Raw genomic sequence first — 23,031 nt, 5'->3', positions numbered from 1 at the left:
AAAGACTATTGACTTGTTTCATCGGTCGCGTCAACACTGCTGACACGGATTCAGATAAGGGCGCGGAGGCGCGAGGTGCCGATGCATGAGACGCAGCTGCGCGAGGCGTAGAGGCAGATTGCCGAGGAGGCCCGGATGAGCGCCGCGGCAGCAGCCGACAGCCGTCCCGAACCGGCACCCGAACCGGCACCCGGCGGAGCGGCATCACGGGTCCGTGCGCCCCGGCGCGGCGGCATGGCCTGGCGCCACTTCGGCGACACCCGTGCGTTCCTGACGTCACCCCAGCTGCTGCTCCTCCAGGTCGCCCACCCCGTCGTCGGCGCCGGTGTCGAGGACCACTCGGACTTCCGCGCCGAACCCTGGCAGCGGCTGTTCCGTACCGTCGGTTCCCTCGGCGCCGTCATCTACGGAGGGCAGAGCGCCGCCACCGCGGAGGCCCGGCGGCTGCTGGAGGTCCACCGGGAGATGAAGGGCGTCGACGCGCAGGGGCGCCGCTACCACGCGCTGCACCCCGAGGCGTACCACTGGGTGCACGCCACCCTCGTCCGCGGCCCGGTCGACGCGCTCCGGCTCTTCGGGAAGGGCATGTCGCAGCGCCAAGTCGAGGAGTACTACCGCGAGATGCGGGACGTGGGGCGCGTATGGGGGCTGCGGGAGCACCATCTGCCGCCCGACTGGGCCTCGTTCTGCGCCTACTACGACGCCATGGTCGAGGATCGGCTGGAGATGAACCCCTCGGTCCGGGACGTCCTGGACGAGCTGGCCCGTCCGCAGAAGCCGCCCGTGTGGTGGGTGCCCGGACCGCTGTGGCGGCCGTTCGCCGCGCTCGCCGCGCACTGTGCGCTGCTGGTCACCGTCGGCCTGCTGCCGCCCGTACTGCGCCGGCGCCTCGGCCTGACCTGGACCGCGCGGCAGCAGCGGCGGCTGCGGCGGTTCGCCCGGCTGGTGCGCTGCCTGATGGCGCCGGTGCCGCCGCCGCTGCGGATCGCCCCGGCCATGTTCCTGGCGTACTGGCACACCCATCGGCCGGGCACCGATCCGCGCACCCGACGACCCCTGGGGGAGTCGTATCATGATTAACGGAGCAAAGCAGGGCAAATCCGAGCCATCGGAAACCTCGAAGCGCTCCGACCGACCGCAACGATCCGACCGATCCGAGCACGCAGTGCGAGCAGCGCCGACCGATCCGATACCCCCGCCGCCAGGAGGAGTCCTCTGGTCGCTGGTCGGGGACATCCGCATGCTGCTGACCCTGCCCGCCGCGCTGACGATGCAGGTCGCGCACCCCGCGGTGGGCGCGGGCGTGGACGAGCACTCCGTATTCCGCACGGACCCCTGGGGGCGCGGTGAGCGCTCGCTGGTCTCCCTCCAGATGTGGGTGTACGGGGGCGAGGAGGCGGCCGAGGAGGGGCGCCGGCTGCGGCGGCTGCACAGGACCGTCCAGGGCACCGACGCGCACGGCCGGCAGTACCACGCGCTCAGCCCGGCCTACTACGCCTGGGTGCACGCCACCGGCTACCCCGTCTTCCGGCACGCACAGCGCTATCTCGGCCGCCCCTTCACCGAGGCGCAGGAGCGGCAGCTGTACGCGGAATGGCTCCAGGTCGGCCGGATCCTGGGCATCCACGACCGCGATATGCCGCAGACGATCGAGGAGTTCTGGCCCTACTACCGCAAGGTCCTCGACAACGAGCTCGAAGAGACCGCAACGGTACGGGAGTTGCTCGCACCGGAACGCCCGATGCCGGTGCCCGACCGCGGTCCGCGCCCGCTGCTGGCGCTGCTCCGGCTGACCTGGCCGTGGGTCTACCCGCGCTTCGCCAGGCTGCGGCGCTTCGCCACCGTCGGGCTGATGCCGCCGGACGCGCGGCGCGCCATCGGCCTGGAGTGGACCGAGGAGCAGGAGCGTGCGCTGCGCCGCTTCGGACGGGTGGTGCGGGCCGTGGTCCCCCTGCTGCCGGAGCGGGTGCGCTATCTGCCCCTCGCGCGCCGGGCCCGAAGGGCGGCCCGCGGCTGACACGTGCAGGGAGCCGGGGGCGCGACACCCCCGGCTCCCCTCATCCGGCCTTCACCCGGCCGTCACGCGGTCCGCGCTCAGTGCTGGTGCGCCTCGTGCACGTCATTCGTGGCCGCGATCGACTTCCACGACTTCGGCTGCGCCACCGGCGCCTTCCGCGCGTCGATCGTGACGCCCTTGGCCGCCCCCGCGGACGGCTTCGCGGACCGGAACAGCCAGGCGTCGAAGAAGTCGCCGAGCTTCTTCCCGGACTTCTTCTCCGCGAACTTCACGAAGTCGGCCACCGAAGCATTGCCGTACCTGTTCTCGGTCGGCCAGGTCTTCAGGATCTTGAAGAAGACCTTGTCGCCGAGCTTGTTGCGGAGCGCCTGGAGGGCCAGCGCGCCCCGGTCGTAGACCGCGATGTCGAACTGGTTCTCCGCGCCGGGGTTGCCCGGCTTGACCTTCCAGAACGGGTCGTCGGCCGGGTGCTGCCGGTAGACGTAGTCCGCGAGCTCCTGGGCGGTGCCCTCACCCTCCTTCTCCGACCACAGCCACTGGCTGTAGCGGGCGAAGCCCTCGTGGACCCAGATGTCCTTCCAGTCCTTGAGGGACACGCTGTCGCCGTACCACTGGTGTGCCAGCTCGTGGACGACCACGGACACGTTGGCGCCGTTGTCGAACGCCTTCGAGCCGTAGAACGGGCGGGTCTGGGTCTCCAGCGCGTACCCGGCCGGCACGTTCGGCACATACCCGCCCAGCGCGTTGAAGGGGTACGGGCCGAAGATGCCCTCCTCCCACTCCACGATCTCCGCCGTGCGCGCGATGCTGGCCTTCGCCGCGCCCGCGTTGCTGCCGAGGTCCTTGCTGACGGCGTTGATGACCGGCAGGCCGTTCGCGGTGGTGTCCTTGGTGATGTCGAACTTGCCCACCGCGAGCGTGGTCAGATACGTCGACTGCGGCTTGTCCGAGCGCCAGTTGTACCGGGTCCAGCCGAGCTTGGAGGTCTCCGACAGCAGCACGCCGTTGCTGAGCGCCTGGGTGCCGTCCGGGACCGCCACGGAGATGTCGTACGTCGCCTTGTCGGTGGGGTGGTCATTGCTCGGGTACCACCACACGGCGGCGTCCGGCTCCTGTGCCACCACACCGCCGTCGGGCGTACGGGCCCAGCCGCTGTAGCCGTCGATCTTCACCTCGGAGGGCTTGCCCGCATAGCGGACCACGACGCTGATCTGCTTGCCCTTCTCCAGCGGCGCGGCCGGGGTGACCTCCAGCTCATGCTTGCCGGAGGTGGCAAAGGAGGCCTTCTTGCCGTTGACCCGGATCTCGCTGACCTTCAGCGCGAAGTCCAGGTTGAAGCGGGAGAGGTCCTGGGTCGTCGTGGCGAGCAGCGTCGCCGTGCCTTCCAGCAGGTCCGTCTTCGGCTGGTACTTGAGCCGCAGGTCGTAGTGGGAAACGTCGTATCCGCCGTTCCCGCTCGCGGGGTAGTAGGTGTCACCCACGCCCGGAGCCCCCGGGTGGAAGTCGGCCGCGGATGCCGGGATCGCCAGCAGCAGGCTGAGTACGGCCGCACCCGGGACGATAAGTCTGTGACGCACGAGTCCTCCAACTCGTAGGGGAGATGGATCTCTTGGGAGCCTATGTACTCATCGGGGTCACCGTCATGTCCATGGCCACATCCGACACATGATCGACATAACGTCGTCATGCACCTCCGATGGCCCCCTTCTGTCCGGGAGTTGACCCGCGCTACGGTCCGCCCGTGACGATACGTGTGCGGACACCCCGCATCCTTTGGAAAGCGCTCGTGACGGCGGCCACCGTCGCCCTGTTGTCCCTGCTCATCGGACCGAACGGCGCGGGCGCGACGCCCGCCTCCGCCGCGTCCGGCGAGAGCAGACCCGTGTACTCCTACGACCACGCGATACGCGAGTCGGTCTGGGTGGACACCCGGCTGGACGGCGACGCGGACGGCAGAACCGACCGCGTCGCCGTCGACATCGTGCGGCCCCGCGAGCCCGCCCAGCAGGGCCACCGGATACCGGTGATCATGGACGCCAGCCCTTACTACTCCTGCTGCGGACGCGGCAACGAGAGCCAGAAGAAGACCTACGACAGCAAGGGCCGACCGGTCCAGTTCCCGCTCTTCTATGACAACTACTTCGTGCCGCGCGGCTATGCGGCCGTCCTGGTCGACCTGGCGGGCACCAACCGCTCGGACGGCTGCATCGACATCGGCGGACGCTCCGACATCCAGTCGGCGAAGGCCGTGGTCGACTGGCTGGGCGGCAGGGGGCGCGCCTATTCCGCCCGTACGGGAGGCACCCCCGTCGCCGCCGACTGGTCCAACGGCCGCACCGGCATGATCGGCAAGAGCTGGGACGCCACCATCGCCAACGGCGTCGCGGCCACCGGGGTCAAGAACCTCAAGACCATCGTCCCGATAGCCGGCATCTCCTCCTGGTACGACTACTACTTCGCCAAGGGCGCCCCGCTCTACGACTCCGGCCCCGACGCGCTGGCGACGGCGGTCGAGAGCCCCGAGGCGCAGAAACGATGCGCCGCCATGCAGCGGAAGCTGGTCGAGGGGGCGCCGCGGACCGGGGACTGGACCGGCCTGTGGACCGAGCGGGACTACGTCCGCAACGCCGCCAAGGTCCGCGCCAGCGTGTTCATGGTGCACGGGATGCAGGACCTCAACGTCCGTACCCGGCACGCCGGCCGCTGGTGGGACGCGCTCGCCCGGCACGGCGTCGAGCGCAAGGTCTGGCTGTCCCAGACCGGGCACGTGGACCCCTTCGACTACCGGCGCGGCGCCTGGGTCACGACCCTGCACCGATGGTTCGACCACTATCTGATGGGCTACGACAACGGCATCGAGCGGGCGCCGATGGCGGACATCGAGCGGGCACCGGGCAAGTGGTCCACCGATGTGCAGTGGCCCGCGGCCGGCACGAAGGCCACCACCCTGCGGCCCCGTAACGGCACCGCGCCGGGCGTCGGCGTCCTGGGCACCGAGCCCGCACCGCGGGGCGCCCGGGCGGCCTTCACCGACGACCCGAAGCTGAGCGAGGCCGACTGGGCGGCGGACATCGATCGATCGACGCCCGCCAAGGCCGGGTTCTCCACCGGCCCGCTGTCCGCACCCCTGCGGCTGTCCGGCTCCGGCAAGGTGACCGTCACCGTCACCCCGAGCACGTCGACCGCCCACCTCTCCGCCGTCCTGGTGGACCTCGGACCCGACACCATCCGCAATTACGGGGCCGAGGGCGAGGGCATCACCACGCTGACCAAGCGCACCTGCTGGGGCGTCGGCAACAAGGGCGACACCGGCTGCTTCAAGGAGACCGCCGCCGACACCCAGAAGGTGGCGCACACCGTCCTCAGCCGCGGCTGGGCCGACCTCGGCAACTACGCCGACGACCGCAAGGGCCGCCCGCTCACCCCGGGCAAGCCGTACACGATCACCCTGGATCTGGCCGCCAGTGATCACATCGTGCCCGCGGGCCACCGCCTCGCGCTGATCGTCGCCGGCACCGACGCGGGCCTGATCGACCCGCCGTCGTCCAGGCCGAAGCTGACCCTCGACCTGCGCCGCACCAGCGCCGCACTGCCGGTGACCGGCGGCGCCCCGGCGTTCGCCCGCGCCACGGCGGGCGCCGCGCGGGAGACCGTCACGGACGCTCCGCTGGACGGGATCGCGCCGCCGCGCTCGATCGACCGTATGCCGTTCGCGGACTGACCCGCCGAAGGGGCCGCCCCACCCGGGCGGCCCCTTCTTCGCATCTCCTCGACCCAAGGAGGCACCCCTCGTGAGACCCCGCTCCCGCGGCCTCGCCCTCGGCACGCTCGCCGTCGGCCTGATGGCCTCGCTCGCCGCCACCCTGCCCGCCGCCCCCGCCGGCGCGGCCGGACCGCCGATACCCCGGACCGGCTTCGAGGCCAGCCATGGCGCCCGGTGGACCAGCCAGCCCGAGGAGCAGACCTTCCTCGCGGCCGTCGACCGTGCCACCCCCCGGGTACGGATCGACCGCATCGGCGTCACCCGGCAGGGCCGTCCCGTGCAGCTCGTCCGGATCGGCGCCCCCGCCCCCGAGCGCCCCCAGGACGTCCGCCGCGGCAACTCCGTCCTGCTCATCTGCACCCAGCACGGCGACGAACCCTCCGGCCGCGAGGCGTGCCTCACCACCATCCGGGACCTCGCCTACGCCAAGGACCGGGCGACCCTGCGATTCCTCGCGCACACCAGCGTGCTGGTCGTACCGACCGCCAACCCCGACGGCCGGGCGGCCGACACCCGCGGCAACTCCGACGGCACGGACATCAACCGCGACCACCTCGCCCTCCGGACCCCCGAGGCCCGCGCAATGGCCGCGGTGATCCGCGACTACCGCCCCGACACCGTCTACGACCTGCACGAGTACGGGCCGACCGCGCCGTACTACGTGAAGGACCTGCTGTCCCTGTGGCCGCGCAACCTCAACACCGCGGACGCGGTGCACCGCGAAGCCACCGCCCTCTCCCGCGACTTCGTCGAACCCGCCGTCCGGAAAGAGGGCTTCAGCACCGGCGTCTACGGCATCTGGACCGATCCGGAGACCGGTGACCCGGTCAAGCAGGTGGCGGGCGACGGCCAGGAGCGGATCCTGCGCAACACCGCGGGGGTGAAGGGCTCGGTCGGACAGCTCGTCGAGACCCGGGTCGACGCTCTCACGGACGCCGAGAAGGCCGACCCCGCGCTCAACAACCGTCGTCGGGTCATCTCCCAACTGGCCGCGCTCAAGGGGGCGTTCGGCTTTCTCGACCGCCACCGCACACGCATCGAGGCGGCGACCACCGCGGCCCGCATCGCCGGCTACGCCGACCGGGGCCCGGTCTACCTCGGAGGCGCGGACAACGATCCGGCGTCGGAGGACGAGGTGTTGGCCGACCCGCCGTGTGCCTACCGCCTGGATGCCGGCCAGGTCAGGAAGGTCGGGGCCACATTGGCGCTGCACGGGGTCGGTTGGCGGCGGGACGCCGACGGGGGCGCGGTCGTCCCCCTCCGACAGTCGCTGCGGAAGCTCGTCCCGCTGTTGTTGGACCGACGGGCCGGTTATCACCTTACGGTCGCAACGCCGGTGCGGTACTGCGACGGTGTGGTAGGGGGTAACAGGTAAGAAAAATCTCGCCAATTGGAAGGTCAACAGTGTCGGACACGGTCAAGGAAAAGGGACAGGAAGGTGGCCCGCCCCCGGCGGCGGAGCCGCCCGACGCCCCTCACCGGACAGCACCCCCACAGACCGACCGCGTGGTCTTCGGTGTCACCGCCCTGCTCACCCTGGCATTCATCGCCTGGGGAGCGGGGTCCACCGAATCGCTCAAGAGCGTCTCGACGTCGATGCTCAACTGGGTCATCGACAACGGTGGCTGGGCCTTTGTGCTCGCCGCCTCCGGATTCGTCATCTTCGCGATCTGGCTCGCCGTCAGCAAGTACGGCCGGATCACGCTCGGCAAGGAAGGCGAGGAGCCGGAGTTCCGTACGGTGTCGTGGGTCGCGATGATGTTCAGCGCGGGCATGGGCATCGGGTTGATGTTCTACGGCGTCAGCGAGCCGCTGGGACACTTCGTGAAGCCGCCGCCCGGGACCGACCCCAAGGACGCCGCCCAGGCGATGGACACGGCGCTGGCCACCACGCTGTTCCACTGGACGCTGCACCCCTGGGCGATCTACGCCGTCGTGGGACTGGCCATCGCGTACAGCTGCTTCCGGCGGGGGAGACGGCAGACGATCAGCGCGGTGTTCACGCCTCTTATCGGCAAGCGGCGGGCAAACGGCTGGGGCGGCCGGGTCATCGACATCCTGGCCATCTTCGCCACCCTCTTCGGCTCCGCGGCCTCGCTCGGCCTCGGCGCCCTGCAGATCGGCAGCGGCATCAAGGTGCTGGGCTGGATGGACAGCGTCAGCACCACGCTCCTGGTGGGCATCATCACCGTGCTGACCATCGCCTTCATCCTGTCCGCGGTCTCCGGCATCGCCAAGGGCGTCCAGATGCTGTCCAACATCAACATGGTGCTGGCGCTGATCCTGGCGGTCTTCGTCTTCGTCGTCGGACCGACCGTCCTCATCCTCAACCTGGTGCCGACCTCGATCGGCTCCTTCATCGGCGAGCTCCCGCAGCTGGCGGGCCGTACGGAGGCCAGCAGCGGCAGCGACGTGGGCGGCTGGCTGCGCAGCTGGACCGTCTTCTACTGGGCGTGGTGGATCTCCTGGACGCCCTTCGTGGGCATGTTCATCGCCCGGATCAGCCGCGGCCGGACGATCCGTCAGTTCATCGGCGGCGTCATCCTCGTACCGAGCGTCGTCAGCCTGGTCTGGTTCGCGATCTTCGGCGGCTCCGCCATGAAGCTGCAGGACGGCAAGCAGCTGAACGGCTCGGCGACCTCGGAGGGCCAGCTCTTCGACGTGCTGCACCAGTACCCGGTCGCGACGCTCACCAGCATCCTGGTGATGATCCTCGTCGGCATCTTCTTCGTCTCGGGCGCCGATGCCGCCTCCATCGTCATGGGCACCCTCTCGCAGAAGGGAACCTTCGAGCCGACCCGCCTCGTTGTGGTGTTCTGGGGGGTCGTGACCGGCGCGGTCGCCGCGATCATGCTGCTCATCGGCAGTGGCTCGGGCGACGCCCTGATCGGACTGCAGAATCTGACGATCCTGGTCGCCGTGCCGTTCCTGGTCGTGATGATCGCCATGTGCTGGGCGCTGATGCGGGATCTGCGCAGCGATCCGCTGATCGTGCGGGGGCAGAAGGGCGAGGAGGCCGTGGAGATGGCCGTGATCGCGGGCCATGAGCAGTACGACGGCGACTTCGAGTTCCGGATCGGGCCGGGGAACGGCAACGGTGGTCACGGCGAGGAGGACTCCGGGGCCGATGGGTCCGGGGGCGCCCGGTCCGACGGGGCCGGGTCCGACGGGGCCGGGGCCTAGCGGGAAGTGCGCGGAGGGCCGGGGCCACCGGCCCTCCGCGGTCGCTCATCGCGGCCGGACCGCCTCCCGGACCAGCCCGGCCACCTCGTCCGCACACCCCCACGCCACGGTCACGCCCGCACCGCCGTGCCCGTAGTTGTGCACGCACAGCGCTCCGCCGGGCAGCCGCTCCGCAGCCAGCCGCACCGCCGAACGGGCCGGTCGCAGGCCCATCTTGTGCGTCAGCACGCGGGCCCCCGCCAGCTCCGGGAACCGTCGGGCGCACCGCGCCACGATCGCCTCCGCCACCGCCGGGTCCGGCTCCCGCCCCCAGGCGTGCTCGCGGGCCGTACCGCCGAGGACGACGCCGTACGGCTGCGGCAGGACATAGGACGTCTCGTCGGACCCGGGGTCCGCGGAGACGTACCACTCCTCGATGCCGGGGTTCTCCATGATCACCAACTGCCCCTGAACCGGATGGACTTCGCGGTCCGGTACCAGCTCCCGCGCGCCCAGCCCCGAGCAGTTCACGACCACGGCGGCCTCCTGCCCGGCGGCCTCCAGCGAGGCGAGAGAGCGCCGTTCCACCGTCCCGCCCGCGTGCGTCAACCGCCGCTCCAGATAGCTCAGATGGGCCGGCATGTCGACCAGCGGAGTACGGGCCCGCCATCCGGCCGGGCACCCCGCGGGAAGCTCGTCCGGGCGCGCCCGCCGCAACCCGGGCACGGCGTCGTACCAGGCGGCCAGGTCGTCGTCCCGCTCCGGGGCGGCGTCGGTCATCGTGCCCGTCACCATCCGCGAGCCGGTCTCGGCCGGGCGCCGCGCCAGAGCTTCGAGCACCTCGAAGGACCGCAGGGACCATCGCACCGCCCGCTCGTACGGCCGGATGCGGTACGGCCAGCACAGCCCACCGGCCACCGCCGAGGTCGTACCGCCCGCCGCCTCCCGGCTCACCACCCGCACCCGGTGCCCGGCCTCCGCCAGCGTCACGGCCGAGGTCAGCCCGATCACGCCGCCGCCGATCACCAGTACCTCACTTGCATGGATCGTCATGCGGGGACGCTAACCGCGACCGGCCCCGTCGAAAAAGGGGCGGACGGCGGCGGCCGACGCGGCGGTGCCCGGACGAGGCGGCGCAGCGCGAGGGCGGAGCAAGTCCTGGGTGCCCGAGGTGTCGGAGCGGAGCGGGGCGGCAGGGTCGCGGGGGTGGGGCCCGTCCCGGCGTCGCCGTGGCGGGTTCCCCCGTCCCACCGGTCGTCCCCGTCCCACCGGTCCTTCCCGCCCCATCGGCGCCACCATCGCGTGATCTTGGTGTAACCCGTCGGACGTCATCCGGACAAAACCGGACCTTAGGCTGGTGGCAGCACCGTCGGCCGATGAGGAAACCCATGCCCCGCGCCCCGCGCGCCCTGCCTGCCTGGCTCGCCCACCCTTTCCGCTGGCAGCGGCTGCCCGTTCCGTGGGCGGCCGTCGCGCGTGGCGCGCTGTGCGCGGGTCCGCTGCTCGGCGCGGGCATCGCCACCGGGCGTACGGCGGCGGGCGTGCTGGCCGGGCTCGGGTCCATGCTGGCCGGGGTCAACGACCGCCCCGGCACCCGCCGCACCGGCATCGTCCACATCGGCCTGCCCGCCCTCGCCTCGGCGCTCGGCATGCTGGTGGGTGCCGCGTTCCAGTCGGTTGGCGCGGGATGGTGGATCGTCCCGGCGCTGTTCGCCGTCGGTTATGTCTCCGGCGCGGGCAGTGTCGCCGGACCCGTGCGGTCCACCGCCGGTATGCAGATGCTGGCCACCACCATCCTCGGCGCGGGCATGCCGCTGCCCGGGGCGCCCTGGGAGAAGGCCCTCTACGTCCTGGCCGGCTGCCTGTGGCTGCTTGTGCTGCGGCTCGTACTGCGCTCGCCGCGCCCCGCGGGCGGCGCGCTCAGCGGTGAGCGCGCGGCCGTCGCGACCGTCTTCGACGCGCTCGCCGACGCGCTGGGCGCGGTGGGCGGCTCCGGCGCCGAGCCCGCCCGGCGCCGCCTGACCGCCGCCCTGGACCGCGCCGACGAGGCCCTGCGCCTGCGCCGCCTGACCAGCCGACTGCTGTGCAGGCCGGCCCGTACCGAAGAACTCCTGCTCGCCGAACGCTCCGCCGCGGCGACGGCGCTGTGCGAGGCCAGCGTCGCGCTGCTGTGGGAAGCCCGCCCGCTGCCGCCCCGCGTCGTGCAGAGCCCCCGGCGGTTCGCCGACGCCCTGCGCACCGGGAGCTCACCGGGGCGGCTGTCCGCGCCGGAGTCCAGTTCGCCGGCCCGGAGGGCCTTCGACCGTGCCCTGCTGGATGCGGCGGTCGCGTTCGCCCGCACGGAGCCGTCGGCACAGCCGGACCGAACGACGGCCGACGGTTCCCGGCGGCGGTCCCCGCTCCGCCGGGCGCTCGGCATCGTCGGTCGGCGGACGCGTCCCGGCCGGGGCCTCTTCGGGCCCGCCGGGCGGGACTACGGCCTGCGGGTCGCCCTCTGCATCGCCGCCAGCGCCGCGGTGGCCCTGCTGCTGCGCGCCGACCACTGGTACTGGCTTCCGGTGACCGCCACCTTCCTGGTCAAGCCGGACCTGGGCCCGCTGTTCTCCCGTACCGTCAACCGCTTCGCCGGGACCGTCGCGGGCGTTCTGGTCTTCGCCGGGGCGGGGCTGCTGCTGACCGGGGCGGGGGCGTGGTGGCCCGCCCTGGTGGCCGGTGCGGGCGGGGCGCTCCTGCCGTTCGCCACCCGCCACTTCGCGCTGCAGACGTTGGCGATCACCCTCATGGTGCTGTCGTTCGTGCACGTCGGCGGCGACCCGCAGGCCGCCTCGGAGCGGATCGTCGACACCTCCATCGCCTGCGGGATCGTCCTCGTCGTCGGCCATCTGCCGCACCTCGCGGACCCCCGCCGACGGGTCGGCCAGCGCGTCGCCGCTGCGCTGCGCGCCACCGAAGCCTTCCTGCGGCACGTCCTGGAACAGGAACCCGTGCCGGACCCCACCGCGCGGCTGGCGCTGCGCCGGGCCGCCTACCGGGCGCTGGCCGAGGCCCGGGCGACGGCCGAGACCGCCGCCGCCGAACTCCGCACCGCCCGCGACCGCACCCCCGACTGGCTGACCGCGGTCACCGCCGCCGAACGCATCGTGGATGCCGCCACTGCCTGCGCCGTACGCCTCGACCACGGCGCCCGCCGCCCCGGCCCCGACGAGGCCGAGCGGCTGTGCCAGGCGCTGTCCGTCATGGCCGACGCCCTCGAGGACCCGCGCCGTCACGACACCGGCGCGCCCGCCCCCGAGCTGCGGGCCGACCCGGACTGCGCCACCCTCACGGATGTTGCCGCCGAACTGGAACGCCTGCGGGGGTATGCGGGGACGGGCTAGGTGCGCCGTCCCGGGGGCGGAGACGCCCGGCATCGCGGGCCGTCCGCCGCCGCTGTCCGCCGCTGCCCGCCCGCTGTCCGCCGGGCAGAAACGCCGTGTCGGTACGGAGGCCGGGTCGCATAGGGTGATCGTTGGTCAAAAGCCGACGGTATGTCACGGGGGAAGGTTCATGCGGACGGAGGCGGACACGGGTCGCGCGGCCGGGGCGGAGGAGGGCGGCGCGGTCACCGAGGACGAACTCGCCGCCCTCGACCGTACGGTCGCCCGGTTGCGGGCGCTGCCTCTCGACGACCCCGCGCGGGTGCGGGCGGAACGGATCGCCGGGACGTTCGTGCGCGATACCCGGATGATCCGGCGCAAGGAGCGCAAGCGGGAGCAGGCCGCGGCCGATGCCGCCGTGCTGGCGGCGACCGCGACCGGGTCCCCCGATCGGCGCGAGGACACCGCCCTGGAGCAACGGGACGGCAGGGGCGGCGAGTTGCACCGGCCGCGCCGTTGCTATGTCTGCAAGGCGCTCTACCGGCAAACCGATGCCTTCTACCACCTGCTCTGTCCCGCCTGCGCCGCCGACAATGCGGCGCGCCGCGGACTCCGTACGGATCTCGCCGGGCGCCGGGTACTGCTCACCGGCGGCCGGGTCAAGATCGGGTTCCAGCTGGCGCTGATGATGCTGCGCGATGGCGCGGAGCTGCTGGTCACCAGCCGCTTTCCGCGGGATGCCCGGCGTCGGTTCGAGGCCGCGCCGGGCAGCGCGGAATGGCTCGACCGGCTGACCGTCGTCGGCATCGACCTGCGTGACCCCCGCCAGGTGCTCGGGATGTGCCAGGAGCTGCTGGAGGAAGGCCGCCCGCTGGACATCCTCGTCAACAACGCGGCGCAGACGATACGCCGGCCGGCCGCGTCGTACGCACCGCTCGTGGCGGGGGAGCGCGGGGAGCTGCCGGAGGGGGTGCGCCGTGCCCCCGGCTTCCGCACCGACCTCGTTCTGACGGACCGTCAACATGCCGACGTCCTGGGGGTGATGCCCCCGCGCCAACCTGCGCCCGTCCCTATCCCGGTCCCCGTAACCCGTCCTGCCGCTGTCGCTGCCGCTGCCCCCGTTCCCGCACCCGTCGCGACCCCCGACCGGACGCCGGAGCTCGCCGTCGACGAGGCCGGGCTGCTGCCCGACACCGCGCCCGTCAACTCCTGGAGGGTTCGTATCGGGGACCTCGACCCCGCCGAGCTACTGGAGACCCAGCTGGTCAATGCCCTGGCGCCCACCCTCCTCTGCGACCGTCTGCTGCCACTGCTGCTCGCCTCGCCGCACCCCCGCCGCTATGTGGTGAACGTGAGCGCCGTCGAGGGGCGGTTCGCGGTGCACAAGAAGACCGGCCGCCATCCGCACACCAATATGGCCAAGGCCGCCCTGAACATGCTCACCCGCACCAGCGGACCCGAACTCGCCGCCCACGGCATCCATATGTGCAGCGTCGACACCGGTTGGATCACCGATGAGAACCCGCTGCCCATCAAGGAACGGAGCGCCAAGGCCGGGTTCCGCACGCCCCTGGACATCGTGGACGGCGCGGCCCGTGTCTACGACCCGATAGTGCGCGGCGAGGCCGGCGGCCCCGTCTCCGGCGTCTTCCTCAAGGACTACCGGGAAGCCGACTGGTAGCGCAGAGCGGCGGCGCCGAGACGTGCGGCGAGGGTCGCCCGCGCGACCCGCCTCACCGCCGGGGTATCCGCGCGAACGTCTCGATCCAGAACCGCTGCGCCTCGTTCGACGCGCCGACCAGGTACGTGGAGCGCAGCTTCGGCGGCAGCAGGGGCAACAACCGGGCCACCGTGTCCTGGTGCTTTCTGAGCTGCGACACCTCGGCGTTGGCCAGGACCTGATGGACCAGGTCGCTGTCGTTCGACCCCTCGCTCGACTCGGCCGCCGCCTTGCGCAGCCGCTCCTCCCACGCGTCGATGTCGTCGGCCAGCTCCCGCAGCCCGGTGACCGGACGTTCGCTGAGCCGGTCGATCAGGGCGGTCAGCGGCACCGGGGCGTACTCGCCCTCGCCGAGATACACCATCGCCATCTCCAGCGGCAGTCCCCGCTGGTGGAGCTTGATCAGCCGCTCGATGGTGCGCTTGGTGATCCAGGCCCGGCCGTCCTCGTCGATGTCGTGCTTCCACCACTCCAGGACCGTCTCGGCGACCTCGCCGTACTTGGCGATCAGCCACTCATTGGCCGGGATGTCGCCGGGCTCGACCGTCAGGGAGGCGGTGAAGCGGGTCGCCTGGGCGATGTTGTTCCGGGCGACCAGGAGCTTGCGGCCCAGGTGGTAGGGCGGGTTCTGCACCGCGATCTGCGCCCGCAGATTCTCGATCCGCCGCCCCGCCAGCGACCACTCCTGGGTGATCTCCATCAGCTTCGCGAACGCGGCCTTGTCCTTGGGGCGGTTGTACTCGTCCCACACGATGACCTTCGGCTCCGGCCCCAGGAACGACCCCGCCAGGAGATTGTCCAGCGAGCCGTCGGCGGTCGGAATCGGCGCGCAGAGGTCCTCGACATTGGTCACCGGCATGGAGAAATACAACGGCTCCCGCCCGCCCAGCCCGTCCCGGACCGTCTCGCGCACCAGCTCCGTCTTCCCGCACCCCGGCGGCCCCTGCAACAGCACCGACCAGCGGTTGCGCAGCGCCGCACGGACGACCGAGCGGACCGGATCGGGGATCGTGACGGGATTGGCCGCGCCGATCGCCGCGGCGATCCGGTCCAGGACCTCGGCCGTACGGTCGGTGCCCGGCTTGCCGTCGCTGCGCCGCTCGCGCAGCCGCAGCCGCTCGCCGTTGACCAGCGGCAGCCCCCAGCGCAGCGGAAACCCCTCGCGGGCATTGGCCAGGATGTGATCGATGGTGCGGGGCGACAGCAGCTCGCGCAGCTCCGGGCCGAGGGCTGCCCAGGTGGTGAACACCTCGCGCAGATTCCACTCGGGGTACTTCGAGGCCAGCTCGTACCGCCAGGCCGTGTCATTGGCGGTCATCCGGATCGTCACCATCCGGTCGAGGACGGCCAGATCGCTGCGCCGGGCCGCCGTCTCGGCCAGCGATTCGTTGTCCGTCAGGAAGACGCCGATGCAGCCCAGCGCCCGCAGGTCGTACTCACCCAGCGTCCAGTTGCAGGCGATCTGCATCAGCTGCGACTGGATCGTCGAGCCGGCCTGCAGGGAGTCGTCGATCAGCAGCACGAACGGCTTGCCGGGGCGCAGCTGGCTCATCACCAGCTGCCGCAGCACCAGCTCCCCCGTCGCGGCATCACGCACGGGGGCGTTGGCGAGCAGATCGTCGGGTGTGAGATTGGCGGCCGGCACGAAGACCAGCTCGGCATCGGGATACGCCTTCGGCAGATGGGAGAAGAACGTGGCGGTCTTGCCGATGCCGTGCTCGCCGAAGATCTGGCCGGTCTGCCCCATGTCGATCATCGCGTCGATGAACGACTCCAGCCGGGAGACACCCGTCCAGCCCTTGGGCGGCTCCGGGTAAGTGGCGCTCGCCCGCCAGCTCTTCGGTCCGTTCCCGGCAGCCGTCCCCGGCCTCTTGGTCTGCATGGTCGCGCTCATCGGTCTCCTGTCGTCACCCGGTGGCAAGCCATCTGCGGGGTGTGGTGGTCGGGCCAGTCGTCGCCGTCCTGGGTGATCAGCCAGATCCATTTGTCCGGCTCGGCGGGGGTGATGCGCGGTGCATAGCCGTCGGTGAGCATCACGACCGCGTCCGGTATCTCGTCGAAATGCCGGTCGTCGACCGCCGTGCGGCCCTCGACGTAATCGGCCACCACCTGAAAGCTGGTGCCCCCGCCGCCGTACACCCGCTCCCCGGGCCGGAACGGCATCACCACGGCGTCGAACGACAGCCAGTGCGCCGCCACCCCGTCGATCTCGCCGACCAGCTGCGTCAGCCAGTCCACCACCCGGTCGGACATCGACCCCGAGGTGTCATAGGCGATCACCAGTACCTTGTCGCGCTCCGGTCCGCGGCGCGACAGCATCGGGTCATGGCCCAGCGCGGCCAGCAGGGCGCCGCGCTTCTTCGGATAGATCAGCCGCTCACCCTCCCGCAGCTTCGAGGCGAGGACGTCGACGAGCCAGCGCTGCCACCAGTCGACCTTCCCGGTCCGCGCCGTCTCGCCGCGCAGCGCCCCCGCACCCAGCCGCCCCCATACCCGGCTCGCATGCTCCGACGTCCCGTCCGTGCGGTCCATCAGATCGAGCAACTCCCGCTCCGCGACCGGGTGTCCGCGGCGCGCGGCCAGCAAGGTGTTGAGCAGCGCCGAGGAGGCGGCCTCGTCGGTGGTCTCCTGGTCCGCCCCCATCATGGGGCCCTCCACATGCACACACGCCGACGTCCCGGCGGGCGGCTGCTTCATCCGCTTCAGCTCGCGGAACACGCCCATGTCCGTTTCGACGAAGTCGCCGTAGGCGAGGGGTTCGAGACCCTGTTCCGTCAGATCGGCGACGTACTGCCGGTGGACCTCGCGCGGGTCCACACCCGTCGGACGCCCGTCCAGCACCGGGAGCTGCCTGCGGCCCAGCCGTACGAGCGCGACATGGTTGATGGCGACCTCGGCGGCCAGCGCGAAGACAGGGTCGTCGCGCAGCTCCGGATCGGCGAACAGATGGCGGTGCACCAGATGGCGCGCCTCGTGGAAGAGGACGAACTTCACGCCGTCCAGGCCCAGTCGGACGAAGAAGTCCGGGTTGTAGAGCAGCGGGCAACTGCCGTCCCCCGAGGCCACCACGGCGGCGGTCGCCACGGCCGTCGTCGGGATCTGATGGTGGCACTTGGCATAGATCCACGACGCGATCACGGAATCCGTCAGCCCGAAGTCCAACAGCGCGGCCTCCTTCAGCCGCCGCGCCTCCTCCACCACCGACGGCTCCGCCGGCCGCCAGCGCTCCAGCGCCCGCCGGTCGGTCAGATCGACCAACGGCCGGTGCCCCACCGTTTCCGTGTCGTACGTCATGCGCCACCACCCCCGTTCTCAGCTGCTCCTATTCGTACCAGCAGGCACTGACAACGGATCTTGGCGACCTCCGCCGCCGCGGCGGAAACGGGCTGCGGTCCGGCGCGGCCCCCGGCTACCGTGAGCGGATGTCGTACCAACTCGACGCCGTCATAGGAGACTTCGACCGCCTCCGGAGCCGGGCCGCCGGAGATCCGGAGGCGCTGGTCGCCCCGCTCCACCAGCGCATGGGGCTGATGCCGCTCACCAAGGCGCACCGCGACGAGCTGCCGCAGACCCTGGGCCGGCTTTCGCAGGGCGGGCCGATCGCCCATGTGGAAGCGGACTTCTGGGCCGGGGACGGATGCCAGACCGCCTCGCTGTGGCGAGCCGGTGTGCGGGAATGGGGTCCGGCGCACACCTCCACCTTCACCGGCCCACAGCGGGACTGGCCGATCAACGCCGCGCTCGCCCGCCTCGGAGTGGCTCCGGCCGGCCCCGGAGCGCCGGACCACTGCGACCTGTTCGAGGTGGTGGGCCTCGGCAGCGGACGGGACGAGGACGACTGGCACCTCGCGGCGCGACAGGCCGACTGGGCCGCGGACTACGACGAGTGGCACGCCCGGCGGGCCGCCGCGCACGAACGAGAGGAGCGCGCGGCCGCCGAGCGCGCCCGGCACGAGCGTCTGCCGGACGTCCCGGTGGCCATGGACGGCAGGGACGTCATGGACGTGCTCGGCACACCTCCAGGCCGGACGGTCGCGGCGGCCATCCGCCACCTGCAAGAACTCCACCTCGCACGCGGCCCGTTGCCACGCGCCCAAGCCGAGGCCGCACTGCGGACATGGGCCGCGGAACACGACCCGACCACCGCCCCGGACAGTTAGGGCGCTTCTGACGGATCTCCGCGGCGTCCACGGAGATCCGTCAGAAGCGCCCCAGCGGCGGGCGGAGGCATCGCGCCCCGCCCGCCCGTACCGCAGGCCGCTACCGCCGCCCGCCGCCCTCCTTGCCCAGGAGCCCGGCCCGCCGCAGCGCATCGGCCATCGCGTCATTGGCCGGCGCGGCGTCTCGGCCACCGCCCCGGCGGTCCCCGCCGCGTGCCGCGCCGCCGCCCTGCCGCTGCCGCGGCGCGCCGCCCCGGCCGCCCTCGCGCGGTCCGCCGCCGCGGCGCTCGCCGCCGCCCTCGCGCGAGCCGCCACCACGGCGCTCGCCGCCGCCCGCCGCCGCGGCCTTGCCGTGCTCGTCGTCCAGCCGCAGCGTCAGCGAGATCCGCTTCCGCGGAATGTCGACATCGAGCACCTTGACCCGCACGATGTCGCCCGGCTTCACCACATCCCGCGGGTCCTTGACGAAGGTCTTCGACATCGCCGACACATGCACCAGACCGTCCTGGTGGACGCCCACATCCACGAACGCCCCGAAGGCGGCGACATTGGTCACCACGCCCTCCAGGAGCATTCCCGGCTGCAGATCGCCGATCTTCTCCACGCCGTCCTTGAAGGTCGCCGTCTTGAAGACCGGACGCGGGTCGCGGCCCGGCTTCTCCAGCTCCTGGAGGATGTCGTTGACGGTCGGCAGACCGAAGGAGTCATCGACGAAGTCCGCGGCGCTGAGCGTGCGCAGCACCGTCGCGTTGCCGATCAGCGAGCCGACCTCGCCGCCCGCCGACGCGACCATCCGGCGCACCACCGGATACGCCTCGGGGTGCACGCTGGACGCGTCCAGCGGGTCGTCGCCGCCCCGGATGCGCAGGAAGCCCGCGCACTGCTCGTACGCCTTCGGGCCGAGCCGCGCCACATCCTTGAGGGCCTTGCGGGAGCGGAAGGGACCGTTCTGGTCGCGGTGCGCGACGATGTTCTCGGCGAGGCCGGAGCCGATGCCCGACACCCGCGAAAGCAGCGGCGCGGAGGCGGTGTTGACGTCCACCCCGACGCCGTTCACACAGTCCTCGACCACCGCGTCCAGCGAGCGCGACAGCTTCAGCTCGGACAGATCGTGCTGGTACTGGCCGACCCCGATCGACTTCGGGTCGATCTTGACGAGTTCGGCCAGCGGGTCCTGGAGCCGCCGGGCGATGGACACCGCGCCGCGCAGCGACACATCCATGTCGGGCAGTTCCTGGGAGGCGAAGGCGGAGGCGGAGTACACCGAGGCGCCCGCCTCGGACACCATCACCTTCGTCAGCTTCAGCTCCGGCTGCGCGGCGATCAGATCGGCCGCCAGCTTGTCGGTCTCGCGGGAGGCGGTGCCGTTGCCGATCGCGATCAGCTCGACGTCGTGCTCGCGCGCCAGCTTCGCCAGGGTCGCCAGCGAGGCGTCCCACTTCTGCTGCGGCACATGGGGGTAGATGGTGTCGGTGGCCGCCACCTTGCCGGTCGCATCGACGACGGCGACCTTCACACCCGTACGGAAACCGGGGTCCAGGCCCATCGTGGCACGCGTCCCGGCGGGCGCCGCCAGCAGCAGATCGCGCAGATTCGAGGCGAAGACCCGCACCGCCTCGTCCTCGGCGGCCTGTCGCAGCCGCAGCCGCAGATCGATCCCGAGGTGCACCTGGACGCGGGTGCGCCAGGCCCAGCGGACGGTGTCCTGCAGCCACTTGTCGGCCGGGCGGCCCCGGTCGGCGATGCCGAAGCGATGCGCGATGGAGCGTTCGTACGCGCTGGGGCCCTCGGTCGCGGACGACGGGGCCTCCGGCTCCAGCGCCAGCTCGAGGACCTCCTCCTTCTCGCCGCGGAACATCGCCAGCACCCGGTGCGAGGGCAGCTCGGTGAACGGCTCGGCGAAGTCGAAGTAGTCGGCGAACTTCGCGCCGGCCTCCTCCTTGCCCTCGCGCACCTTCGCCGCGACCTGCCCGCGCGACCACATCCGCTCGCGCAGCTCGCCGATCAGGTCGGCGTCCTCGCTGAACCGCTCGGTCAGGATCGCCCGCGCGCCTTCCAGGGCGGCGGCCGCATCGGCGACCCCCTTGCCCTCGTCCACGAACGCCGCGGCGGCCGCGGCCGGCGCCACCGACGGATCGCCCAGCAGCCCGTCGGCCAGCGGCTCCAGACCCGCCTCCCGCGCGATCGCCGCCTTGGTGCGCCGCTTGGGCTTGTACGGGAGGTAGATGTCCTCCAGGCGTGCCTTGGACTCGGCGCCGCGGATCTGCGCCTCCAGGGCGGCGTCCAATTTGCCCTGGGACCGTACGGATTCCAGGATCGCGGTCCGCCGCTCCTCCAGCTCCCGCAGATAGCGCAGCCGTTCCTCGAGCGAGCGCAGCTGCGCGTCGTCGAGCATCTCGGTGGCTTCCTTGCGGTAGCGCGCGATGAACGGGACGGTCGAGCCACCGTCGAGCAGTTCGACCGCGGCCTTGACCTGCCGCTCCTTGACGCCGAGTTCCTCGGCGATCCTCGCTTCGAGGGACCCGAGAGACCCGGTGGACACAGTGGATGCCGTCACGTTGATCCTGCCCCGCCTTCCAGCGCTTGCTTGAGCCTGCATTGTGCCGGGTGGGGGGCCGGACTGTCGCGCCGCCCAGCCGCGCGCGCCGGGGTGTGAGAAGGCGCACGCACACCCCGGCGGCGCCTTATCACACGCCGATCCGCCGACCGGTCGGGTGTCGGCTCACTTGCGTCGGCTCATGTGTATCGGCTCACTTGCCGAACATCTCCGCGGGGAAGGCCCCGGCATTCAATGCCGCCCCGGTGAAGGCCGTCGCCAGCTCGGTGAGCCGGGCGACGCCCTCGGCGCCCAAGTGCTCGTACGGCGCCCGGTCCAGCCGGTCCGTCGTCCGCTCCAGGTCCTTGCGCAGCTGGACACCGGTCTCGGTCAACTCGCCCTCGGCGTCCAGGAGGCCGCGGCTCCGCAGTCGCTCCTGGGCCGCCTGCCAGTCCTCCTCCGACCAGCCGCGGGTCGCCATCACGCCCCGGTAGCTCATGCCGCGACCGCTGGCGGTGTGGCTGACCAGCGCCTCCAGGCCGTCCAGCTCGGCGTCGAGCAGCGCCAGCAGGTGACCGTCGCCGCGGTGTTCGCGCAGCAGGGTGGCGGCGTGCCAGTAGGCGAGATGCGGGGCGTCCGGCACAGGGAGGTCGGCGTGCGCGGCGTACAGCGGCCGGGCCTGGCGGGCGCAGCCCTCGGCGGCCCGCAGCGCCAGTTCGGCCGCCTCCGCCATCTCCGGGGACTCGAGGGTCTCTTTCCCGAGCAGTCGGTGCAGCGTGGCGTCGACCACGCGCAGCCGGGCCTCCAGTACGGCCTCCGGGGTGGTGACCGACCAGACGTGCGGTACATGCTGCGCGATGAGGTCGTGGTTGAAGTTGTAGAAGGTGGCCGCGATGGTGCCGGGGCCCACCGCGCCCATGGCCGCGGCCCGCGCGGCGAAGTAGGCGGCCCGACGGTTCTCGAGGCCGATCTTGGCCAGCTCGACGGGGAACTCCGGCGCGAAGTAGTGCGCCGAGTGATACGGGTTGATGACGTTATGACACTGACGTCCGGCGTTCTCTGGCAGTGCGCTGGTAGAGGTCATGGCAGCAGGTTACCGACCGCTCGGTATGGCTGCGCTGGCGCCCCGGGCTTCGGCAGTCCATAACAGCCCATGGCAGGAAAGGTGGGAAATTCGTCATTGCCGCCATCGCCGCCGCTGTCCAGGATGGAGGCATGGAACAGCGCGACGTACTGGTCGTTCTCTTCGACGGCTTGCAGAGCCTGGACGTCAGCGGGCCGGTCGAGGTCCTCAGTGGCGCCAACGTCCACACCCCGGGCGCCTACCGGATCCGTACCGCAAGCCTGGACGGCGGCCCGATCCGTACCTCCAGCGGGCTGACGCTCACCCCGGACCTCGCGGTCGCCGACGCCGAGCCGCCGCACACCCTCCTCGTGCCCGGCGGCAACGGCACCCGTACCCCCGACCCCCGGCTGATCGACTGGCTGCGCACGAACGCGCCGCGCGCCCGGCGGAAGGTCTCGGTATGCAGCGGGGCGCTGCTGCTTGCCGAGGCCGGGCTGCTGGACGGGCGTCGCGCGACCACCCACTGGTCGCTGTGCGACACCCTGGCGCGCCGGTTCCCCGCCGTCCGCGTCGAACCGGAGCCGATCTACGTACGGGACGGCGACCTGGTCACCTCCGCGGGCGTCACGGCCGGGATCGATCTGGCGCTGGCCCTGGTGGAGGAGGACTTCGGCCGGGACCTCGCGCTGACGATCGCCCGCCATCTGGTCGTCTTCCTGCGCCGCCCCGGCAACCAGACGCAGTTCAGTGCGCAGCTCGCCGTCCAGACGGCGGAGCGGCGCCCGCTGCGCGACGTCCAGCAGTGGATCACCGAGAACCCGGCGGCGGATCTGTCCGTCGACGCGCTCGCGGCCCGCGCCGGACTTTCGCCGCGGCACTTCGCCCGCGCGTTCCGCGACGAGGTCGGGATGACGCCGGGGCGCTATGTCGACCGCACGCGCCTGGAGGCCGCCCGACGGCGTCTCGAGGACAGCACCGACGGCATCGAGGAGGTGTCCCGTCACTGCGGCTACGGCACCGCCGAGGCGATGCGCCGCGCGTTCGTACGGGTGCTGGGCGCCGCCCCGGCCGAATATCGCCGCCGCTTCCAGCCGGTCCCTGCGCCGGTGAGCTGACCGGGCCGTACCCCTGGGGGGCGCTCGAACGGAACCCGTAGGGGACACGAGGCCCCCCTACGGGGCCCACAACGCGGCGGGGCCGGGCGATGTTCCCGCGGCGCGCAACGCGCTCCCTTGCCGCCCCCGCACGCCC

At 71.9% G+C, this 23,031-nt stretch carries 15 protein-coding genes; 9 read left to right on the top strand and 6 right to left on the bottom strand.

Annotated elements, in window-relative coordinates; genetic code table 11:
- Nucleotides 1-135: 135 nt before the first annotated feature.
- Nucleotides 136-1,080 (top strand): oxygenase MpaB family protein, encoded by a 945-nt coding sequence (locus ACIGWZ_RS31970; RefSeq protein WP_400070210.1) that lies wholly within the window; start codon nt 136-138, stop codon nt 1,078-1,080.
- 160 nt (nt 1,081-1,240) lie between these two features.
- Entirely contained in the window at nt 1,241-2,017 is a 777-nt protein-coding gene (locus tag ACIGWZ_RS31965; RefSeq protein WP_400070209.1) for an oxygenase MpaB family protein, read from the top strand.
- A gap of 77 nt (nt 2,018-2,094) precedes the next feature.
- Here ACIGWZ_RS31965 and ACIGWZ_RS31960 read toward each other — a convergent pair whose 3' ends face one another.
- Nucleotides 2,095-3,594, bottom strand: a complete 1,500-nt coding sequence (locus tag ACIGWZ_RS31960; protein WP_400070208.1) for a M1 family metallopeptidase — start codon at nt 3,592-3,594, stop codon at nt 2,095-2,097.
- A 119-nt stretch (nt 3,595-3,713) separates the two neighbouring features.
- Here ACIGWZ_RS31960 and ACIGWZ_RS31955 point away from each other — a divergent pair, with 119 nt between their 5' ends.
- The 3 genes from ACIGWZ_RS31955 to ACIGWZ_RS31945 all read left to right on the top strand — a co-directional run bounded on the left by ACIGWZ_RS31955 (nt 3,714) and on the right by ACIGWZ_RS31945 (nt 8,963).
- Complete coding sequence (locus tag ACIGWZ_RS31955; protein ID WP_400070207.1) at nt 3,714-5,738, top strand: Xaa-Pro dipeptidyl-peptidase; 2,025 nt, start codon at nt 3,714-3,716, stop codon at nt 5,736-5,738.
- A 121-nt stretch (nt 5,739-5,859) separates the two neighbouring features.
- Complete coding sequence (locus tag ACIGWZ_RS31950) at nt 5,860-7,155, top strand: M14 family metallocarboxypeptidase (protein ID WP_400070458.1); 1,296 nt, start codon at nt 5,860-5,862, stop codon at nt 7,153-7,155.
- A 29-nt stretch (nt 7,156-7,184) separates the two neighbouring features.
- On the top strand, nt 7,185-8,963 hold the full coding sequence (locus ACIGWZ_RS31945) for a BCCT family transporter (protein ID WP_400070206.1): 1,779 nt from the start codon (nt 7,185-7,187) through the stop codon (nt 8,961-8,963).
- A gap of 45 nt (nt 8,964-9,008) precedes the next feature.
- On the opposite strand, the gene ACIGWZ_RS31940 is transcribed toward ACIGWZ_RS31945, so the two are convergent.
- On the bottom strand, nt 9,009-9,995 hold the full coding sequence (locus ACIGWZ_RS31940) for an FAD-dependent oxidoreductase (protein ID WP_400070205.1): 987 nt from the start codon (nt 9,993-9,995) through the stop codon (nt 9,009-9,011).
- A gap of 335 nt (nt 9,996-10,330) precedes the next feature.
- Between ACIGWZ_RS31940 and ACIGWZ_RS31935 the strand changes: the two genes are divergently transcribed.
- Both ACIGWZ_RS31935 and ACIGWZ_RS31930 read left to right on the top strand, forming a co-directional pair.
- The gene (locus tag ACIGWZ_RS31935) at nt 10,331-12,319 is read left to right on the top strand and encodes an FUSC family protein (RefSeq protein WP_400070457.1); all 1,989 of its coding nucleotides are present in this window, start codon (nt 10,331-10,333) and stop codon (nt 12,317-12,319) included.
- Nucleotides 12,320-12,488: 169 nt separating this feature from the next.
- Nucleotides 12,489-13,979, top strand: a complete 1,491-nt coding sequence (locus ACIGWZ_RS31930) for an SDR family NAD(P)-dependent oxidoreductase (protein ID WP_400070204.1) — start codon at nt 12,489-12,491, stop codon at nt 13,977-13,979.
- A gap of 52 nt (nt 13,980-14,031) precedes the next feature.
- Here the strand turns inward: ACIGWZ_RS31930 and ACIGWZ_RS31925 are convergent, their stop codons facing one another.
- Nucleotides 14,032-15,912 (bottom strand): AAA family ATPase, encoded by a 1,881-nt coding sequence (locus tag ACIGWZ_RS31925; RefSeq protein WP_400070203.1) that lies wholly within the window; start codon nt 15,910-15,912, stop codon nt 14,032-14,034.
- The gene (locus tag ACIGWZ_RS31920) at nt 15,909-17,312 is read right to left on the bottom strand and encodes a hypothetical protein (RefSeq protein ID WP_400070202.1); all 1,404 of its coding nucleotides are present in this window, start codon (nt 17,310-17,312) and stop codon (nt 15,909-15,911) included. The genes ACIGWZ_RS31925 and ACIGWZ_RS31920 overlap by 4 nt, the downstream gene beginning before the upstream one ends.
- Before the next feature lie 128 nt (nt 17,313-17,440).
- On the opposite strand from ACIGWZ_RS31920, the gene ACIGWZ_RS31915 reads away from it, so the two are divergent.
- Nucleotides 17,441-18,178, top strand: coding sequence for a hypothetical protein (locus ACIGWZ_RS31915; protein WP_400070201.1), 738 nt, complete (start codon nt 17,441-17,443; stop codon nt 18,176-18,178).
- Nucleotides 18,179-18,278: 100 nt separating this feature from the next.
- Here ACIGWZ_RS31915 and ACIGWZ_RS31910 read toward each other — a convergent pair whose 3' ends face one another.
- Both ACIGWZ_RS31910 and ACIGWZ_RS31905 read right to left on the bottom strand, forming a co-directional pair.
- A complete protein-coding gene (locus ACIGWZ_RS31910) occupies nt 18,279-20,735 on the bottom strand; it encodes a Tex family protein (RefSeq protein ID WP_400070200.1) in 2,457 nt (818 codons plus the stop codon).
- 193 nt (nt 20,736-20,928) lie between these two features.
- Nucleotides 20,929-21,798 (bottom strand): hypothetical protein, encoded by an 870-nt coding sequence (locus tag ACIGWZ_RS31905; protein WP_400070199.1) that lies wholly within the window; start codon nt 21,796-21,798, stop codon nt 20,929-20,931.
- A gap of 131 nt (nt 21,799-21,929) precedes the next feature.
- Between ACIGWZ_RS31905 and ACIGWZ_RS31900 the strand changes: the two genes are divergently transcribed.
- Complete coding sequence (locus ACIGWZ_RS31900) at nt 21,930-22,895, top strand: GlxA family transcriptional regulator (RefSeq protein ID WP_400070198.1); 966 nt, start codon at nt 21,930-21,932, stop codon at nt 22,893-22,895.
- Nucleotides 22,896-23,031: the final 136 nt, after the last annotated feature.

Source organism: Streptomyces sp. NPDC053427, assembly GCF_044544985.1.
Classification (GTDB): domain Bacteria; phylum Actinomycetota; class Actinomycetes; order Streptomycetales; family Streptomycetaceae; genus Streptomyces.
Note: the sequence above shows the minus strand (reverse complement) of the source record. Positions and strands in the feature narration are given on the sequence as shown.

Excerpts from the sequence above, each read along its gene's own strand:
- ACIGWZ_RS31970 (WP_400070210.1), top strand. The coding sequence starts at position 136 with ATGAGCGCCGCGGCAGCAGCCGACAGCCGTCCCGAACCGGCACCCGAA.
- ACIGWZ_RS31965 (WP_400070209.1), top strand. The coding sequence starts at position 1,241 with ATGCTGCTGACCCTGCCCGCCGCGCTGACGATGCAGGTCGCGCACCCC.
- ACIGWZ_RS31955 (WP_400070207.1), top strand. The coding sequence starts at position 3,714 with ATGGCCCCCTTCTGTCCGGGAGTTGACCCGCGCTACGGTCCGCCCGTG.
- ACIGWZ_RS31950 (WP_400070458.1), top strand. The coding sequence starts at position 5,860 with ATGGCCTCGCTCGCCGCCACCCTGCCCGCCGCCCCCGCCGGCGCGGCC.
- ACIGWZ_RS31940 (WP_400070205.1), bottom strand. The coding sequence starts at position 9,995 with ATGACGATCCATGCAAGTGAGGTACTGGTGATCGGCGGCGGCGTGATC.
- ACIGWZ_RS31935 (WP_400070457.1), top strand. The coding sequence starts at position 10,331 with ATGCCCCGCGCCCCGCGCGCCCTGCCTGCCTGGCTCGCCCACCCTTTC.
- ACIGWZ_RS31930 (WP_400070204.1), top strand. The coding sequence starts at position 12,489 with ATGCGGACGGAGGCGGACACGGGTCGCGCGGCCGGGGCGGAGGAGGGC.
- ACIGWZ_RS31925 (WP_400070203.1), bottom strand. The coding sequence starts at position 15,912 with ATGAGCGCGACCATGCAGACCAAGAGGCCGGGGACGGCTGCCGGGAAC.
- ACIGWZ_RS31920 (WP_400070202.1), bottom strand. The coding sequence starts at position 17,312 with ATGACGTACGACACGGAAACGGTGGGGCACCGGCCGTTGGTCGATCTG.
- ACIGWZ_RS31915 (WP_400070201.1), top strand. The coding sequence starts at position 17,441 with ATGTCGTACCAACTCGACGCCGTCATAGGAGACTTCGACCGCCTCCGG.
- ACIGWZ_RS31905 (WP_400070199.1), bottom strand. The coding sequence starts at position 21,798 with ATGACCTCTACCAGCGCACTGCCAGAGAACGCCGGACGTCAGTGTCAT.
- ACIGWZ_RS31900 (WP_400070198.1), top strand. The coding sequence starts at position 21,930 with ATGGAACAGCGCGACGTACTGGTCGTTCTCTTCGACGGCTTGCAGAGC.